The organism is Weissella thailandensis, from assembly GCF_005405465.1.
Classification (GTDB): Bacteria; Bacillota; Bacilli; order Lactobacillales; family Lactobacillaceae; genus Weissella; species Weissella thailandensis.
On record NZ_BJEC01000004.1, the window covers coordinates 1 to 17,508 of the forward strand.

The window sequence follows — 17,508 nt, forward strand, 5'->3', positions numbered from 1 at the left end:
AAATACTAGACCCAAATTAAATTACCGTTTAACAATCCACTCTGACCAGGGATTCCAGTATCAAAATTATGAATATGTCTCACGTTTGCAGAACAACCAAGTGTTTCAAAGTATGAGTCGCAAAGCGACCTGTCTAGATAATGCTATGGCGGAGAGCTTCTTTCATCTCTTGAAGGTAGGAACTGTCCATAATAACCATTATCAAAACTATGACGAGCTGAAGTCTGCCGTCAATAATTATATCTATTACTACAACAATAAGCGGATTAAAACAAAGCTGGCCGGAAAAACTCTGGTTCAATACCGAAGTCTTTCCGACCAGCTAGTTGCTTAAACTTCTCTCCAATTTTTGGGGTTCAGTTCAAGGCAGAAATGTCTCGGCTTTTTTTGACTCGTTTTAATCGATTTTCCGAGTATTGTTAGTTATAATGCTAATACAAGGGGGAGATTATGAAAAAAATATTAATGTATATCTTAGTATTTGTTGTAGGTGTTGTCGTAGGTGGAGTCGGTGTTCATTACGTTTCGGATTACCAAACTGATAAATCGGAGGATCAGTATGAATCAAGCTATAGTGAATCACGTGCTTCATCGCTAAAGCAGAATTCAAGTAGTTCTTCTGTAAGCAGTCAAAGTAATGACACACAAAATAGTAGCTCTGTCGCATTGCCTTCACAAGAAGAAGTCACTAAGCGTGTAAGCAATGATCTTGATAAATTTATTAAAGAGCAGAAGGGTGATTTGATTAAGACAGCGTCTGTTGAAGATGCAGTTGATGCCTTTGAGGATTCATATGTTGATACGTATGAAGAAGAGTTGCAAGCCAAGTATCCAGGGGGGATGCTAATGAAGATAATATTGAACGTTTGATTGATACAGCAGAAGCAACGGTTAATGTGCAACAAAAGATTTCAGATAATAAGTAATTAAAATTGATCTATTTTAGACTGGTGCAAAGAAAAGTGTTCTAGTTTTTTATTTTATTATCGTTTGCGCTGCATAATAAAGCTAGCGATAACCCTTGTAGCCGCTTTCGGCATGAAAATAGGGTATAGGCAAAGAACGACAAAGTTGTTATGCATGATCTTTAGACACAGAAAAAGGGAATGACCTAAAAGTCATTCCCTTTAAAGTAGTGGACAAGCAGGGGCTCGAACCCTGGACCCACGGATTAAGAGTCCGTTGCTCTACCAACTGAGCTACTTGTCCAAATGAATCAATTGTCTCGCAACAACAAATAATAATATATCATATAATAAGTATATGTGCAAGAGTTTTTTAAAATAAAAAAGACTGACTTTATATCAGTCTTTACGTAGTGGACAAGCAGGGGCTCGAACCCTGGACCCACGGATTAAGAGTCCGTTGCTCTACCAACTGAGCTACTTGTCCAAATGAACTAATTGTCTCACAACAACAAAAATAACTATATCATATAAAACGAATGTGTGCAAGCTTTTTGTTTATCCAATTAACTATGATTAAGAACCAATTGTACAGGGGACAACAGTTGTGACTTTTTAATTAAGTCTATGAATGTTTGTTTATCTGGTCTGTCATTATCACCAATCCATGTAATGACCAATTCTATTAAACCACGAGAAACAAAACGTTTGATATATATTGATAGATGATTATCTACTTCAGATACTAAAGTAATCTGGTTACTGATTGATTGGGTGATTTTATTTGCAAATTTCGGATCGCCATTTGGCGATAGCATTATCTTTAGGAAGTTAAAGTTGTCTGGTTCTAACGCAAAATCAATTATCTTTTGAATCGACAGAACGACCGCATCTTCAATTGAATTGTTCTTAAATGTTGTTGTAAGCGTAGTATCTATTTCATAAATGAAGTAAGCTTCTAAGTCAGCTATTAAATCAAACTTATCAGCGTAGTGACTATAAAAAGTACTTCGATTCACCCGGGCTTTTTTAGTTAAATCGCTAACGGTGATCTTTTCGATTGATTTTTCCTGCAACATAGTTAGTAAGGCGTTTCTAATTTTATTTTTGGAATGTCTTATTTTAGCGTGTTCCATAATTAAACCTCTTAATTCAACATATTGAACGACTTTGTTGGTTGTCCAATTTCATTTGTCTTTGTAAAATTAAAACCAACAGGTTGTTGGTTTTAATTTTAAAAGGTGAGGAGCGTAAATGCAAATGTCAGAGGAGCTTATCCGATTATCAAATGTTTCAAAAATATATAATGCACATCAGGATAATGAAGTACGCGCTAATGATGATTTAAGTTTTACTATTAAACGTGGTGAACTAACTATTATTGTTGGTTCGTCAGGGGCCGGGAAATCTACCTTACTCAATACTTTAGGGGGCATGGACAGTGTTTCAGAAGGTGAAGTATGGATTAATGGGTCGGATATTTCTGGCTTTTCTGAAAAGCAAAGGACAACTTATCGTCGCCAAGAGGTGGGTTTTGTATTTCAGTTTTATAACCTCATTCCCAACTTAACAGCTTTAGAGAATGTGGAATTAGCTAATGAAATTGCTCAAGATCCGATTGATGCAAAAGAAGCTATGAAATCTGTTGGGTTAGGAAAAAGAATGAATAATTTTCCGCCACAGATGAGTGGTGGCGAACAACAGCGAGTGGCAGTCGCTAGAGCAATTGCCAAAAACCCAGCTTTACTTTTAGCCGATGAACCTACAGGAGCATTAGACTATCACACTGGTAAGAAAATACTAAAGATATTTCAAGATTATGTAAATGATACTGGAAAAAACGTTATTATTGTCACGCATAATAGTTTGATCAAGCCGATGGCTGACCATGTTATTGAAATTGTTGACGGTAAAATTAAACAAGATGTTTTTAACGACCATAAAATTCCGGTTGAAGATTTGGAGTGGTAGTATGTCAAAAATAAATTTAAATATGCTACGTGAGTTAAAAGCTTCTAAAGCTAGATTTTTTTCAATAACATTACTATTAGCATTAGCAGTGTTTGTTTTTGTTGGTTTAAAGGCAACGACACCTGATATGAATCAAACGATGCGTCATGAATATGCGCAGGCTAATTTAGCCGATGCACAGTTAAGTAATTCATTAGGTTTTTCTAGTTCTGAGATAACCGATATTCAGAATGATAAAACCGTCAAAAGCATTTCTAAAGGGTTGCAGACGACTAGTTTAACTAGTGATGGTAAACATGTGATTGATATTATTTCTATACCAGAAAAAATATCAAAGTTAGTTATAACGCAAGGACATCAACCAAAGAAAAGTAATGAAATTGTTTTGGGTGAACAACTCAAAGATAGTTACAATATTGGTCAAAAAATTAACATTGAGCATAATGATGATTTAAAAAGCAAACAGTTTAAAATTGTTGGTTTTGCAACTAGTAGTGCTTATATGAAGAAGAATAACTTAGGTCAAACGAATCTGGGTGATGGTAAAATAGATGCCTTTGCAGGGGTTAAAAAATCTTCTTTTACGAATGCTGATCCCAATATTTTGCAAATTAAGTTTAAAAATTTGTCAGGTAAGGCTTATCAGGATAAGTATGAGTATGCGCTTCGTCATAAAGTTACTCATTTACAAAATAAATTAAACAATTTGAGTGAGCAAAGAAGAAATAACCTAGTAAGTGATATTGATGATAAAATCAATCAGGCGCAAGCAACGCAAACGGTATTATCAAAACAAAAAGCCCTCACATCAAATGATACTGCTTTGCAGACGCTAAATAACAAGCAAGCAGAACTTGCTGATCAAATTAATCAGGCGGAAACTCAAAAAGATACGATTAGTCAATTAGAATATACAGCGCAATCACGTGGTCAGTTTTCAGTTGGTTATAGTGACATGGGTAGTGATGCTAAGCGAATTACAGGATTATCAAATACATTTCCTATTTTCTTTTTTGCCGTTGCCTTAATGGTTAGTTTTACTGTTATGCGTCGTATGGTAGAAGAAAAAAGAGTCGAAATTGGTACACTCAAAGCATTGGGGTATAGTAATTATAAGATTGCCTCTGAATATTATTTATATGCTGGATTAACCAGTATCGTAGGGACTATTATTGGTGCTGGCCTTGGTTTGATTATTTTGCCTAAAGTGATATTTAATTCATTTGCAGCCAATTATGTTTTAAATGATGTTTATTTGACATGGCACATAACACCGGTACTTGTTGCGTTTGTGTTGACCTTGCTAAGTACAGTATTTGCTGTATTTCTAGCAATAAAGCCTTTATTAGCACAGCAAACAACGGTGATTATGTTACCTAAGGCGCCAACTACGGGTAAAAAAATTCTCTTAGAACATCTAACTTGGTTATGGAATAAACTTTCCTTTTCACGTAAAGTGACTGCCAGAAATATTTTCCGATACAAAGGTCGAATGTGGATGACGATACTTGGTGTTGCAGGTAGTACTGCTATGCTGATTACGGGTTTTGGTATGCAACAGTCGTTGAACAAAATGGTTCCGGTTCAATACGGAGAAATTACGCATTACCAATTATTAGGTGTGTTTAATAATAAAGCAAAGAATGCAGATGATTATGGTAAAAAGTAAGCAGTGACAAAAATATTTCTGATTATAAGTCTGCTTATTTTGAGAATATCACAGTGGCAGTGCCGAATATTCAGGATTTACAGAGCGTGCCAATGATTGTTGCTGACAATGATAATCTTGCAAGATTTATTAGTTTGAAGTCGAAAAATAACCAAAGGATCGACTTGAAACAGGATGGTATCACCATTAGTAGCAAACTGGCTAAGATACAAAATCTTGTGGTTGGTGATCATTTTACTGTTAAGGATGCGCAACAACATCAGTACCAAGTTAGGATTGCTAACATTACCCAAAATTATACTGGTCATGCCATCTATATGTCGCATTCGTATTATACAAAAATATTTAATCAAAAGTATCGTACCAATGCATACCTTATTAAGTTGAACAATAGTAAACGGGCTGATCAGGTAAGTAAAAAATTAAATAAGGTTTCGTCTTCGGTAACTGTTATTAATTCTGATGATACAAAAGAAACGATTGATAGTATTCTGAAGAGTTTGACTAAGGTTGTGTGGGTGATTGTTGTGGTCAGTGCAATTCTTGCATTTATTGTCCTCTATACACTAACCAATATTAATGTTTCTGAAAGAATTAGAGAGCTCTCAACTATCAAAGTTTTAGGATTTTATCCTAAGGAAGTTTTAGCGTATATTTATCGAGAAACCATTATTTTAACATTTGCAGGCTTAATTGTTGGTTTTATGGGTGGTGTATTTGTACATGCCTATTTGATGACAATCATTACCCCTGAAAATGTGTTGTCAGTACCGGGTATTTCCTGGCAAATATTTGGTATTGCGGCGCTATTAATCATATTGTTTACTGGCTTAGTTGCGATATTGATGAAGAGAAAAATTGATGCAGTGGATATGTTAGACGCGTTAAAGAGTGTTAATTGATTATTATTTATCTAGCCATTCGTGTCACGTATCGGTAGATTTTTATTTAAAATTAGCGCTTGCATTTTTGGAGAAGCCTAGTAGAATCAACTGATAAATAAATATGAACAACCTTGTAGATTTAATCGTTAGATAAATGGGCTAACAAGTTTCTACCGCCTACCCGATAATAGGCGACAATCCACAATTGTTTAGTGAAACTATCTGGTTAACTAGCATTTGTAGGATTCTATAGAATCCTACAAATGCTTTTTTTATACAAAAACGGAGGAAATGATGGCTAATTATAGTATTGCAAATAAATTTGTACCAATGGGCTTAACTTTTGAGGATGTCTCGCTACCAGAAAATACATTAGGAAATGAGCAAGATGAAATATCGATGCAAACTATACTTACGCCAACACTGACATTAAATCGACCGATTTTGTCGGCGGCGATGGATACAGTGACTGAGTCTCCCATGGCAATTGCCCTGGCGAAATTTGGTGGCTTGGGTGTTATTCACAAGAACATGTTGATTTCAGATCAGGCGGCAGAAATACGGGCTGTTAAAGATGAAAAAGTTGACTTGACGATGAATCCCAATGCGGCTGTCGATCAGAAAGGACGCTTAATCGTTGCTGGTGCAGTTGGTGTGACATCAAATACACTGGAGCGGGTACATGCTTTGGTAGCGGCGGGTGCTGATGCAATTGTTCTTGATTCGGCCCATGGTCATTCTGAAGGTGTCTTGCGTAAAGTTCGAGCGGTTCGTGATGCTTTTCCTCAAATCAATATTATTGCTGGCAATATTGCTACTAAGGCTGGTGCTAGTGCTTTGTATGATGCGGGTGCCGATGTCGCCAAGGTTGGCATTGGCCCTGGATTAATTTGTACAACACGGGTGGTTTCTGGGGTAGGGGTTCCCCAAATTTCAGCAATAGCCGCTGCAGCAGAAGCTGCCAAAGAATATGGGAAAGCCATTATTGCTGATGGTGGTGTCAAAACATCAACAGATATGACGAAAGCTATTTTAGCTGGTGGTCACGCGATTATGTTAGGGTCAGTTCTTGCAGGTACTTTGGAAACTCCTGGTGAGGTATTTACGGATAAAAATAGTGGGTGCCGCTTCAAAGCCTATCGAGGCATGGGGTCAATTTCTGCCATGCAGAATGGTTCAAAAGATCGTTATTTTCAAGGCGAAGTTAACGAGGCTAATAAGATGGTACCAGAAGGTATTGAAGGGCAGACGATGTACAAAGGGACGTTACTTGATGTGTTGCAGCCATTATTAGCAGTGGTAGCCAAAAATTTGATTAATGGTGGGTTTCACGCTATCTCACAAGCTGCTAAGAATGGTCGCCTGATAGCTATGACAGATACACAAGATTATGCCAGAGTGCCACAGAATGTTCGAATCATACAAAATAATAAGGAGGAACTTGTATAATGTTTAGCCATAATAGACTAGGACTTGATGAGGTCTTACTGGTACCGAGTGTATCAGATGTATTACCCAATGAGATTGATATTAGTGCCCAAGTTGCTAAAAATATTAAATTATCAATTCCAGTTATTGGGGCGACAAAATTTGCAACAGTACCAAGAGCCATCAAGTTTGCTGAAGCGGGTACTCTGGCGATATTACCAGAACACTTATCAACGCCCGGAAACGTGGCAACCATTAAGCAGATAAACAACCATTATTTAGTTGGTACATCAGTAATGGCTGATGATCAATTAATGATAACGGTTAATGAACTGGTCCAAGCCGGGACGGACGTGATTCAAATTTTACCTACGGCCGATCAAAAACTTTTAGGAAATAATATTATTGATATTAAAAATAGGCATACAGCATTGCCGATATGGGTTGGCCCAATAAATGATTTGGAAATTGCAAAGCAATCATTATTAGCAGGTGCAGACACAATTATTATTGGTACAACAACTAGTCAGCCATTGCAGCATACGGTTACCACCGTTATGAATTTTGCAGAACAAGCGGCCGAGTTTGATAAAAACGTTATTCTTGGTTCGGATATCCAATATACTGGTGATGTGGTTAAGGCGTTGGCTGCTGGTGCGGTGGCAACGATGATTGATGAAAAAATGATAACAGATAGTATTTCTGATAATCTTTTTCAAATTAGTGGTGGTTTGCGATCAGGTATGGGTTATACAGGATCGGATAATGTTGAAACGTTACGTCAAAAAGCACAATTTGTGCAAATTACTTCAGCTGGTTTAACTGAAAGTCATCCGCATGATATTGCATCAATTAAGGCTGCACCAAATTATCATCATGTCTAAGTTTGAACTAATGATGGTAAATGATGGTAACGGTTAATAACAATAATTAGTAAAAAACCGTCGGAATAAAAATCCCGACGGTTTTCTATATTAGTGGACAAGCAGGGGCTCGAACCCTGGACCCACGGATTAAGAGTCCGTTGCTCTACCAACTGAGCTACTTGTCCAAATGAATGATGTTGTTTCGCCACAACGAATAATAATATACCACCTGAGAAAAAATAATGCAAGTGATAAATAGGAAAATGCTATTATTTTTTGCACAGTCAGGAACTTTGACGATGGAATATAGGTTAAAAGTTAAGAATGGTCGGCCGTTTTTGTTAGTTTTTTAAATTTTTGATAAAGTTTTATTTTGGTAAAACCTACTTGCATGATATAATATCAACCAGAGACCCACTCCTGGGAGGATATAGTGATGAGTAAAATATTGGTCGTAGATGACGAAAAGCCTATCTCAGATATTATAAAATTTAATTTAACTAAAGAAGGTTATGATGTCGCTGTGGCGATGGATGGTCGTGAAGCTTTAGATTTATTTGAGAGTGAGGAACCGGACTTGGTTTTGCTTGATCAAATGTTACCTGAAGTTGAAGGAACTGAAGTATTACGTCAAATTCGGACAAAATCTCAGACACCAGTTATCATGGTTACTGCTAAGGATTCGGAAATTGACAAAGTGCTTGGATTAGAAATGGGTGCAGATGATTACGTCACAAAGCCTTTTTCAAATCGAGAATTATTAGCGCGAATCAAGGCTAATTTACGTCGCCAATCACCAGTTTCTGGCCAATCAGGTCAAATCGATGATAGTAGTGATATTAAAATCGGTGCATTAACTATCCACCCCGATGCCTATATGGTTTCTAAAAACGGACAAGATATTGAATTGACCCACCGTGAGTTTGAATTGTTGCATCATTTGTCAAAACATATTGGACAAGTTATGACACGTGATGATTTACTACAAACGGTATGGGGTTATGATTATTTTGGTGATGTACGTACAGTAGATGTTACCGTACGACGTATCCGTGAAAAAATTGAAGAAACCCCAAGTCATCCACAAATTTTGATGACACGTCGTGGTGTTGGTTATTATCTGAAAGCTTCAGAAGAATAGATCATTAAATTTAAAGGCTAGTGCCTTGCCGAGTGGCATGGGACTAGCCTTTTTCGTAATTAAGGAAGGCAATATATATGCAAAGTAGTCGCAAATGGCGTCGCTTTTTTTCATCCATTCACTTTAAAATTGCACTAGTATTTACGCTAACATTAATTGTTACTTTGGAATTAGTTGGTGCCTTTTTTGTGCGCCAGTTGGAACAGCAAAGTTTAGCATCTTTTCGTGATCAAATTGCCTTGCCTGCGTATGTTGATGATTCTTTGACACAACAATTAGCTAGTAATAGCCAATCGAAAGTGAATCAGAATGTGCATACGATTCTGAACTCGACGAACAATGCGGCAATTTCAGAAGTTCAGGTCTTTGATACGGCAGGGGTATTGCGTGGAACAGATGACGTTAATAACCAAGATAAAATTGGTCAGAAGACGACTGATAAAAATATTAAAGCGGCTATTGACGGTAATAAATATCGGAAAAACCCCATTGTTACGAATAATGGGACACGTTATCAATTAGTTGTTAAACCACTAGTTAGTACAGTGAACGGAGAAAGTAATGTCGTTGGTGTCGTTATTGTCCGTGCCAGCTTAGAATCTGTTTATGATAATCTAACGAAGATATCATACATTTATTTTGCTTCATTAGTTTTTGCAGTTGTTTTGGGAATTATTATGGCGATTTTTATTTCGCGTAGTATTACGCGACCAATTGCCGAAATTAGTGCTAGAACGGCTAAAATTGCCCAAGGAGATTATTCTGGTGGTATTGTTGTTCGCACAAATGATGAAATTGGTAAGTTAGCGCAAGATGTGAATGTCTTAGCTGAACGAATCGAAGAAACGACTAATTCGATGGACTTTGAACGTCGACGTCTGGACTCTGTTTTGGAACACATGACTGATGGGGTCATTGCCACGGATCGACGTGGTAATATCAACATTATCAATATTGCTGCTTTACGGATGACAGGTATACCGGAAAATAAAGCGGCTAATGGACGTTCGATTTTGGATGTTTTACGTATTGCTAATCAATATAGTTTACGTGATCTATTAGATAATCGACATGAGTTGTTACTAGATTTTAGTACGGATGAACATCCATTAATGATTCGCGCATACTTTAGTCTGATTGAACGATCATCTGGATTCATTTCAGGATTAGTTATTGTACTGCATGACGTTACGGAACAACAACGTACTGAACGTGAGCGGCGTCAATTCGTTTCGAATGTTTCGCATGAGTTGCGAACACCGTTGACTTCTGTTAAATCATATGTTGATGCCTTACAAGATGGTGCGGTGGATGATCCTGAGGTTGCCCATAGTTTCTTACATGTTGCTCAGGATGAAACAACTCGTATGATTCATATGATTAATGATTTACTAGAATTGTCGCGTATGGATTCAGGAACCATGAAGATTGAGGAAGAGTATATTAATATTGCCGAATTGTTTAATTATATTTTGGATCGTTTTGATATGATTATTGCCAATGATGATAAGCCTGAGAAATATTATACGATTAAGCGTATGATTCCTAAGCTGCAAATATGGGTAGAAATTGATACGTCGAAATTCACGCAGGTTATTGATAATATTATGAACAATGCGATTAAGTATTCACCTGATGGTGGTGTTATTACTGCTCGCTTGGAAGATCGTGATAGTGAGGTTGTTTTGAGTATTACGGATCAAGGTCTAGGTATTCCAAAGGCAAACATGAAACAAATTTTTGATCGCTTTTTCCGTGTTGATAAAGCGCGTTCTAGAGCGCAAGGTGGTACCGGACTTGGATTGGCTATCTCGAAGGAAATTATCGAGCGTTTTGGTGGTCGTGTATGGGTAGAATCAACTGAAGGTGAAGGTTCAACATTCTCAATTGCATTACCATATGAGCCATATGATGAACTAGATGATGAATGGGACGATGGTGCTTGGGATGAAGAAGAATAAGCAATGGCGAGTTAATATTAGATATTTTAGGCAACGCTATGGTGTGATTATTGCATTGGTTATTGCGATACTGATCAGCATATTCCTGTCGATCCAATTATGGTACAGTCCTGGTCAGTCCACGAAACAACAAAGAGCTAATGAAACAGCTCAAGAAAATGCGACTGGTGAAAATTTAACAAGTGTCTATAGCATTTCACAATTGGTTTTTAATCAATCGGACGAAAAAATCAGCGTGATTGATTATCGGACGTTATATGCAAAAATTGTTGACCGTGTAAAAGATTGGGATGCTGGCTATAAATCGAACGAGGTATTAAATAAACAAAATTATCTTGATTCACTTTCGCAAGAAAATTCAATTGTGATGACTTTTCCTGATGCGGTTTCTGGACATGTGATCAAGTCTATTTTTGGTAAGCGTATCAAGCTAGCTAATAATGCCACGATTAATCATGTGCAGGTACCGCAGGGTGATAGCAATAAATTCTATTTTTACGATGATCGACATCGTAAACGTTATACTTATCAAATTTCAAATGCACCAAAAAAGTTGCAACATCTAAAACCGGGCAAAAAGACGGCCGATGTTAGTTATCAGTGGGTTGGCAAACATGTGATGGCAGCCACGACAACGTCGGTTAACTTACAAAGTTACAGTTATTTGTTAGATGTCGATAGTACTGTGTCAAGATTGACCAAGCTGTTTTCAGATGGCGGGACGCGTGATGTTAACAATGGTCAAGAAATTTTAACGTATTCTAACGGTGATAACAGGCGGATGCAACATAACGTAACAACGGGACTTATTAACTACGATGCTTATAATATTAATCGTGATGTAAATAGTCTTAGTCAGCGACAAAGTGAAGGCTATCGCTGGTTGTTGCGTCTGCATCAAAATGCTGATAATTTGTATTACTTTGAAGAGCACGATCAAGGGCAAACTTTAACCTATCGTTTGTTTGTTAATGGTTTACCGATTTTTGGTCAGACGGCGTATGGGACTGTGCGTGTTAAACAATTACCTAATAACCATGAACGAATTGGTATGTCGCAATATTCGTTGCGAGTACCCCTGCCAACGGATCAAAAAAATCAAGTTAATCTTGAACCGATGAACGATGCAATGGCTAAATTACAAAGTGTTGGTGTAGCTAGGGATGATATTGAGCAAATGACAATTGGCTATCGTTGGCAATTAGACACGGATAATCAGATCGTTACGTTGAACCCAGAATGGTGTTTTGAACAAGATCATGTTTGGCGGTCAGTCAATGAGCAAGTTAAAAGTGAGCAGGGAGGTCATTAAATGGATTTTAAAAAAGTCTTAGCGGCCTTCTTGGTAGTGTTTGTTGCGGTAGATATTTTTTTAGGTGTGCAGTGGGTACAGGAATATCCATTTAGCGATAATCGTACGACTGATCAGCAAATACTAGATGAAATGAGTGATGATGGGATTTCCTATGGTAAATTGTCACAGAATCGCCATACGGGTTCGTATTTGGCAGGTAAAAGTGGTAAACAAGAACTTGCTAATCAGAAAAAAGAGTTGAAGTCAGGTTGGCAATCATTATTTTCAGATGACCAATTGGTAGTCATACCAGCCACAGATGTGCAATTAGGTACGGATGAAGATAGCGATCGTGTAGCTTTAGATAAATTAGTCGCCAAAGGTAATCGGGTTATTAAAGGTGATGAGTATCAATATAGTCAGAAGATGACCGAACTCGTGCGGGCTAAAGAAAATACATCTGCAAAACTTTATGCTTATGTAGAAAAAGTACCATCAGATAATCACACTCTTGTGACTGGCCAGGCGCAAATCGTTTTTGAAGTTGATAGTAAGCATCGTCTACAAAAATACGAGCAGCAATATGTTAATCAATTGCAGTTCTTACGAGATGATATGCAATTGATTTCTGAGAAACAGGCTTTGATAAATCTCTATCAATACAATGAATTACCTAATAATAGTACGGTTAAATTGTCAAAATTAGGTTATGCACCATTAACAACAGTCAAAGATGATATTATTTTTATACCTGTCTGGCAATTCCTAGTAGAAACCAGTAATAAAGAAACGACCCTGATTACTGTTAATGCAATAAATGGGTCGATTATGAAATAAATATTCCATCACGTGTTAGAATATAACTTATAGTGGAATCATAGATGAAAAGCGCGTTGACATCGTTGCCTTTTCTTGGTTGCCCGTAATCTCACAAAAATTAGTGGATTGCGGGCTTCTAAGTATACTTTGACAGGAGACGTCGTATTTTCATTTAGTAAGGAGTTAGGAATGGCGAACGATTTTAAAGTATCAATGTTAGCATCTGGTAGTAAAGGTAATGTGACGTTTATTGAAACGCCACAGCATAATGTACTGGTGGACGCGGGATTATCTGGTAAGAAAATAGCTGGTTTAATGGCTCAGATAGGACGGTCCTTGACAGATGTGGATGCTTTGTTTGTGACCCATGAACATAGCGATCATATCGCAGGTGTTGGTGTTTTGGCCCGTAAATACGGGATGGATATCTATGCTAATCAAAAGACATGGGCGGCCATGCAAAATAAGATTGGTAAAATCAATCCAGATCAGATGCAATTATTTGAACCAGGTCGCACCAAGTTAATGGGAGACTTGGATATTGAGAGTTTCAGTGTATCTCATGATGCAGCTGACCCACAGTTTTACGCCTTCCACCATGATAATAAAACCTTTGCTATGTTAACGGATACCGGGTACGTGAATGACCGGACGATTGGTGTCATTAAAAATTCGGATGCTATTCTAATGGAAGCTAACCATGATTATGAAATGTTACGCATGGGCAGTTATGCTTGGCCGTTGAAGCAACGTATTTTGAGTGATCAAGGTCATTTGTCTAATGAGGATGGTGCATTGGCCTTGACACAAATTCTTGGTAATCGTACAAAACATGTCTATTTAGGACACTTAAGTCAAGAAAATAACCAAAAACCACTAGCGCACTTAACCGTACAATCAGTATTGGAGGAACACGATTTTGGTGTTGATCATGATTTCGGTTTATTAGATACGGATCCGTCTGTTGCAACGCAATTGATTCAAATATAGGATAAATCACCATGAGTTAAGGCGATTTAAAGGGGAATGTCTTAAAATCGTGGTTACATAGACAAACAAAAATTAAAACAGGGAAACATAAGATACGGGGCATAAATATGAAATTATCATCAGGAACAAAAATTGTGGTAATGAGTGTCGTCGCTGGATTGATTGGTGGGGGAGCTGCTGCCGGGGGTGTGACATATTTTTCACAGGACAACCAGGCAGCCGAAACGTCTAGTAAGACGACCGCTGTCAAAGTGAACGACAATAATGTTAAAGGAACTTCAAGTGCGACTAAGGCATTTAAGAATGTGTCTGGTGCGGTCGTTTCAGTTATTAACCTACAAAAACAACAGTCGCTACAGTCAGGCATGTATGGTGGTATAACTGGTGATTCGTCTGATAGCGATTCGTCTGATCTTGAGACGGCCTCAGAAGGTTCAGGTGTTATTTATAAAAAGAATAATAACACGGCCTATATTGTGACGAATAACCATGTTGTTTCGGATTCAAATGCTATCCAAGTCTTGTTGAGTGATGGTACAAAGTTAACGGCTAAATTAGTTGGTACTGATGAGCAAACCGATTTGGCAGTATTAAAGGTGTCAGCAAATAAAATTAAGGAAGTTGCCGATTTTGCCGATTCGTCTAAGGCCGAGGCTGGACAATCAGTGCTGGCTATTGGTTCACCACTAGGTTCTGACTATGCAACGTCAGTGACAGAGGGAATCGTTTCAGCGACAAAACGACAAGTTGATGCAACTGATGAGAGTGGTAATTCATTAGGGAAAGCAACCGTTTTGCAAACTGATGCAGCTATTAATCCTGGAAATTCAGGTGGTCCGCTAGTTAACTTGGCTGGCCAAGTAGTTGGTATTAATTCAATGAAATTAGCATCCTCAGAAGATGGGACATCTGTCGAAGGGATGGGCTTTGCAATTCCTTCAAATACGGTCGTAAGCATTATTAATGAGCTAGAGAAGAATGGTAAGATTGAGCGGCCGGCCTTAGGAGTGTCAATGGTTGATTTGAGTAATGTTTCTACGAGTGATCAAAGCGATGTTTTGCATTTGCCTGCTAGTGTATCAGGTGGTGTTGTCGTGGTTGACACTGAGAGAGATTATCCAGCAGCAAATGGTGGCTTGACGCAATACGATGTGATTACCAAGGTTGATGGTAAGAGTGTCGATAATTCAGGTGAGCTCCGTGATGTACTGTATAAACACAAAATTGGTGATTCCGTTAAGTTAACTTACTACCACAGTGGTAAGGAAAAGACGGTGACGGTGAAGTTGAATAAATCAACGAGCTCGCTAAGTAACGCCCAATAGATAACAATAAAATGTGAGAAAGGTATGAATAAATTCGTACCTTTTTATTTTGTAAAACAAAATGAAATATTTACGTAACGTAAGTGAAACAGTGATTGTTTATACTATAAATATCCGCTTTTGTTAGTGGAATTCATTACTCCCCAAAGTATATGAAAAATTACATAGTTCTCCAAACTATGTATCCCCCCTTCGCTGGTTGCGATAGTAGCCGGCGGTGGACCATCGCTGCGTTCCCCCTCTTGCACGATGGTCTTTTTTTTATCCAAAAAAGTCGTTTACAAAAGATAATTTGACTAGATGTCAATTTTTTTGTAAACGACTTTTCTTTTTATGATTGTATGTTTAATGTTAGTTGGTATTGGCCAATGACTGCATGGTTATTTAACAAAGTGTATGCGACGACTAATTCGCCATAAGGGTGATCGGACGTGATTTCGTTGCTTAATTGGTCAGTTCTAACTGCAATGGGGATATTTCCCTGTGATGTTACGTAATGTGATGGGAATTCTTGATCAGGAACAAAGTGTAGTTGCACATCCGTGAAATCATTATGCCGATGTAGCGATATATCGTCGCTTTGTGCTATTTTAAAAGTGACAGGTGTTGCGACACCTTGCTGATGCTCAGTATAGCGTAAGTACAGGGCATTCATCGTTAAGGTTAATTTACCAGCTTCCTCAAAGTTAAAAGTTTCAACTTGGTCATCTTGTGTGATTTTGGTTGATAGGGAAATGGTTGTTGACCATGTTTTTCTCATAGGTTGCATATAAAACTCCTTAGAATATGATTGTTTCAGTCCATTATACAGGCTTTAATAGGGTATAATGTAATAAAAATACGTATTATTCGTCAGAATTAGAAAGGAAATCATGACGCAATTTATTAAAACAGGTTCAGAAAAGGTTTTTAGGGATCCCGTACTGAATTCAATTCGGGTAAAAGATCAAGTCATTCTTGAGTTAATTGGGACGTCTGAATTTCAACGTCTGCGCCGAATAAAACAATTAGGGGTCGCTGGTGCTGTTTTTCATGGTGCCGAACATTCACGCTTTTCACACTCGCTTGGCGTTTATGAAATAGCAAGAAGGTTTTCGGATCATTTAGAACGCTTTTATCCTTCACAAGAACCGGGGGATGGTTTATGGGATGTTAATGAACGGTTAGTTTTGTTGTGTGCCGCATTATTACATGATGTTGGTCATGGACCGTATTCGCATACATTTGAACATATTTTTAATACAGATCATGAAGCCTATACGCAAGCAATTATTTTATCACCTAGTACTGAAATTAATCAGGTGTTAGTTCAAGTGGCACCTGATTTTCCTGAAAAGGTTGCCAGCGTGATTGCCAAAACTTATCCTAATCCACAAGTTGTGCAATTGATTTCTAGTCAAATTGATGCTGACCGGATGGATTATTTGTTGCGTGATGCTTATTATTCTGGGGCAACTTATGGACAATTTGATTTGTCACGGATTATTCATGTCATGCGCCCATATGCAGGAGGCATTGCCTTTGATGAAAAGGGCTCTTATGCCATTGAAGATTATGTGGTTTCACGTTATCAAATGTATGTACAAGTTTATTTTCATCCAGTATCGCGTTCCTTTGAAGTGTTATTACAACACTTATTAGAACGTGCAAAATTTGTCTTTGATGAGGGTCAAAAAGATTCACGCGTTAATACGGATTTTATTTCTCCAACCCTACAACCATTATTTGCTGGCAACTTAACCTTGCAACAGTATGTGATGTTAGATGATTCCTTGATGTTAGCAAACATCAGTGCTTGGCGATATGCGGAAGATGCTATCTTGGCTGACTTAGCTATTCGATTTATTGATCGGAAACCATTGAAATCCATTGTTATTACTGATGAATCGAAAAAATTATTACCACCAATTAAGCAGTTAATTGACTCGGCTGGGTTTGACACCAGGTACTATACAGCTGAGAATGATAGCTTCGATTTACCGTATGATGCTTATAATCCAAAAGACAAAAAGCCGCGGACACAAATCGAACTCATGCAATTAGATGGTTCTTTAACTGAATTATCAACGCAAAGTGCATTGGTTGAAGCAATGACCGGGCGAATTTTTGGCAATGCACGCTTCTTTTTCCCACGAGAAATGCTCGTGCAACATGCTGTGGATGATATTATGGCGCCAATCTATGCGGATTTTCAACGTTATGTACATAGTGAGACGTTAGTTGATCCATTAAATGCTGAATTAAAAGAGGAGTAG

Annotated in this window: 16 protein-coding genes, 3 tRNA genes and 1 riboswitch; of the genes, 14 read left to right on the forward strand and 5 right to left on the reverse strand. The window is 37.7% G+C overall.

The features are described from left to right. Positions 1-334 (forward strand): IS3 family transposase (locus FFM62_RS02325; protein ID WP_137604532.1); only part of this gene is annotated, 334 nt, incomplete at its 5' end. Between the two features lie 116 nt (positions 335-450). Then, the gene (locus tag FFM62_RS02330) at positions 451-870 is read left to right on the forward strand and encodes a hypothetical protein (protein ID WP_115470665.1); all 420 of its coding nucleotides are present in this window, start codon (positions 451-453) and stop codon (positions 868-870) included. Positions 871-1,136: 266 nt separating this feature from the next. On the opposite strand, the gene FFM62_RS02335 is transcribed toward FFM62_RS02330, so the two are convergent. The 3 genes from FFM62_RS02335 to FFM62_RS02345 all read right to left on the reverse strand — a co-directional run bounded on the left by FFM62_RS02335 (position 1,137) and on the right by FFM62_RS02345 (position 2,041). Next, positions 1,137-1,209, reverse strand: a tRNA-Lys gene (locus tag FFM62_RS02335). A gap of 110 nt (positions 1,210-1,319) precedes the next feature. Next, a tRNA-Lys gene (locus FFM62_RS02340) sits at positions 1,320-1,392 on the reverse strand. A gap of 79 nt (positions 1,393-1,471) precedes the next feature. Then, positions 1,472-2,041, reverse strand: a complete 570-nt coding sequence (locus FFM62_RS02345) for a TetR/AcrR family transcriptional regulator (RefSeq protein WP_115470666.1) — start codon at positions 2,039-2,041, stop codon at positions 1,472-1,474. Between the two features lie 124 nt (positions 2,042-2,165). On the opposite strand from FFM62_RS02345, the gene FFM62_RS02350 reads away from it, so the two are divergent. The 5 genes from FFM62_RS02350 to FFM62_RS02370 all read left to right on the forward strand — a co-directional run bounded on the left by FFM62_RS02350 (position 2,166) and on the right by FFM62_RS02370 (position 7,741). After that, positions 2,166-2,876 (forward strand): ABC transporter ATP-binding protein, encoded by a 711-nt coding sequence (locus FFM62_RS02350; protein ID WP_115470759.1) that lies wholly within the window; start codon positions 2,166-2,168, stop codon positions 2,874-2,876. A gap of 1 nt (position 2,877) precedes the next feature. Next, positions 2,878-4,545 carry an ABC transporter permease gene (locus FFM62_RS02355; RefSeq protein WP_165845877.1) on the forward strand — a complete coding sequence of 556 codons (1,668 nt, stop codon included), beginning with the start codon at positions 2,878-2,880 and terminating at the stop codon, positions 4,543-4,545. A 53-nt stretch (positions 4,546-4,598) separates the two neighbouring features. Continuing rightward, entirely contained in the window at positions 4,599-5,447 is an 849-nt protein-coding gene (locus FFM62_RS10275; RefSeq protein WP_240005902.1) for an ABC transporter permease, read from the forward strand. A gap of 97 nt (positions 5,448-5,544) precedes the next feature. Then, positions 5,545-5,647: riboswitch (purine riboswitch) on the forward strand. A 76-nt stretch (positions 5,648-5,723) separates the two neighbouring features. Continuing rightward, complete coding sequence (gene guaB / locus FFM62_RS02365; RefSeq protein WP_115470668.1) at positions 5,724-6,878, forward strand: IMP dehydrogenase; 1,155 nt, start codon at positions 5,724-5,726, stop codon at positions 6,876-6,878. Beyond that, the gene (locus tag FFM62_RS02370) at positions 6,878-7,741 is read left to right on the forward strand and encodes an IMP dehydrogenase (protein WP_115470669.1); all 864 of its coding nucleotides are present in this window, start codon (positions 6,878-6,880) and stop codon (positions 7,739-7,741) included. The genes guaB and FFM62_RS02370 overlap by 1 nt, the downstream gene beginning before the upstream one ends. Before the next feature lie 94 nt (positions 7,742-7,835). Here FFM62_RS02370 and FFM62_RS02375 read toward each other — a convergent pair. Further along, positions 7,836-7,908 (reverse strand) — tRNA-Lys (locus tag FFM62_RS02375). Positions 7,909-8,159: 251 nt separating this feature from the next. Between FFM62_RS02375 and yycF the strand changes: the two genes are divergently transcribed. The 6 genes from yycF (at position 8,160) to FFM62_RS02405 (ending at position 15,253) form a co-directional block, all read left to right on the forward strand. Further along, positions 8,160-8,864, forward strand: coding sequence for a response regulator YycF (gene yycF, locus FFM62_RS02380; RefSeq protein WP_115470670.1), 705 nt, complete (start codon positions 8,160-8,162; stop codon positions 8,862-8,864). 77 nt (positions 8,865-8,941) lie between these two features. Beyond that, positions 8,942-10,825, forward strand: a complete 1,884-nt coding sequence (walK, locus tag FFM62_RS02385) for a cell wall metabolism sensor histidine kinase WalK (protein WP_115470671.1) — start codon at positions 8,942-8,944, stop codon at positions 10,823-10,825. Beyond that, the gene (gene yycH / locus FFM62_RS02390; protein ID WP_115470672.1) at positions 10,785-12,137 is read left to right on the forward strand and encodes a two-component system activity regulator YycH; all 1,353 of its coding nucleotides are present in this window, start codon (positions 10,785-10,787) and stop codon (positions 12,135-12,137) included. Before walK ends, yycH begins: the two co-directional genes overlap by 41 nt. Continuing rightward, complete coding sequence (gene yycI / locus FFM62_RS02395) at positions 12,138-12,956, forward strand: two-component system regulatory protein YycI (RefSeq protein WP_115470673.1); 819 nt, start codon at positions 12,138-12,140, stop codon at positions 12,954-12,956. It begins immediately after the preceding gene. Positions 12,957-13,127: 171 nt separating this feature from the next. Then, positions 13,128-13,928, forward strand: a complete 801-nt coding sequence (locus tag FFM62_RS02400; RefSeq protein WP_115470674.1) for an MBL fold metallo-hydrolase — start codon at positions 13,128-13,130, stop codon at positions 13,926-13,928. A gap of 107 nt (positions 13,929-14,035) precedes the next feature. Then, positions 14,036-15,253 carry a S1C family serine protease gene (locus FFM62_RS02405; protein WP_115470675.1) on the forward strand — a complete coding sequence of 406 codons (1,218 nt, stop codon included), beginning with the start codon at positions 14,036-14,038 and terminating at the stop codon, positions 15,251-15,253. 331 nt (positions 15,254-15,584) lie between these two features. On the opposite strand, the gene FFM62_RS02410 is transcribed toward FFM62_RS02405, so the two are convergent. Beyond that, positions 15,585-16,022, reverse strand: a complete 438-nt coding sequence (locus tag FFM62_RS02410; protein WP_115470676.1) for a YwiB family protein — start codon at positions 16,020-16,022, stop codon at positions 15,585-15,587. 103 nt (positions 16,023-16,125) lie between these two features. Between FFM62_RS02410 and FFM62_RS02415 the strand changes: the two genes are divergently transcribed. Beyond that, positions 16,126-17,508, forward strand: a complete 1,383-nt coding sequence (locus tag FFM62_RS02415) for an HD domain-containing protein (protein ID WP_115470677.1) — start codon at positions 16,126-16,128, stop codon at positions 17,506-17,508.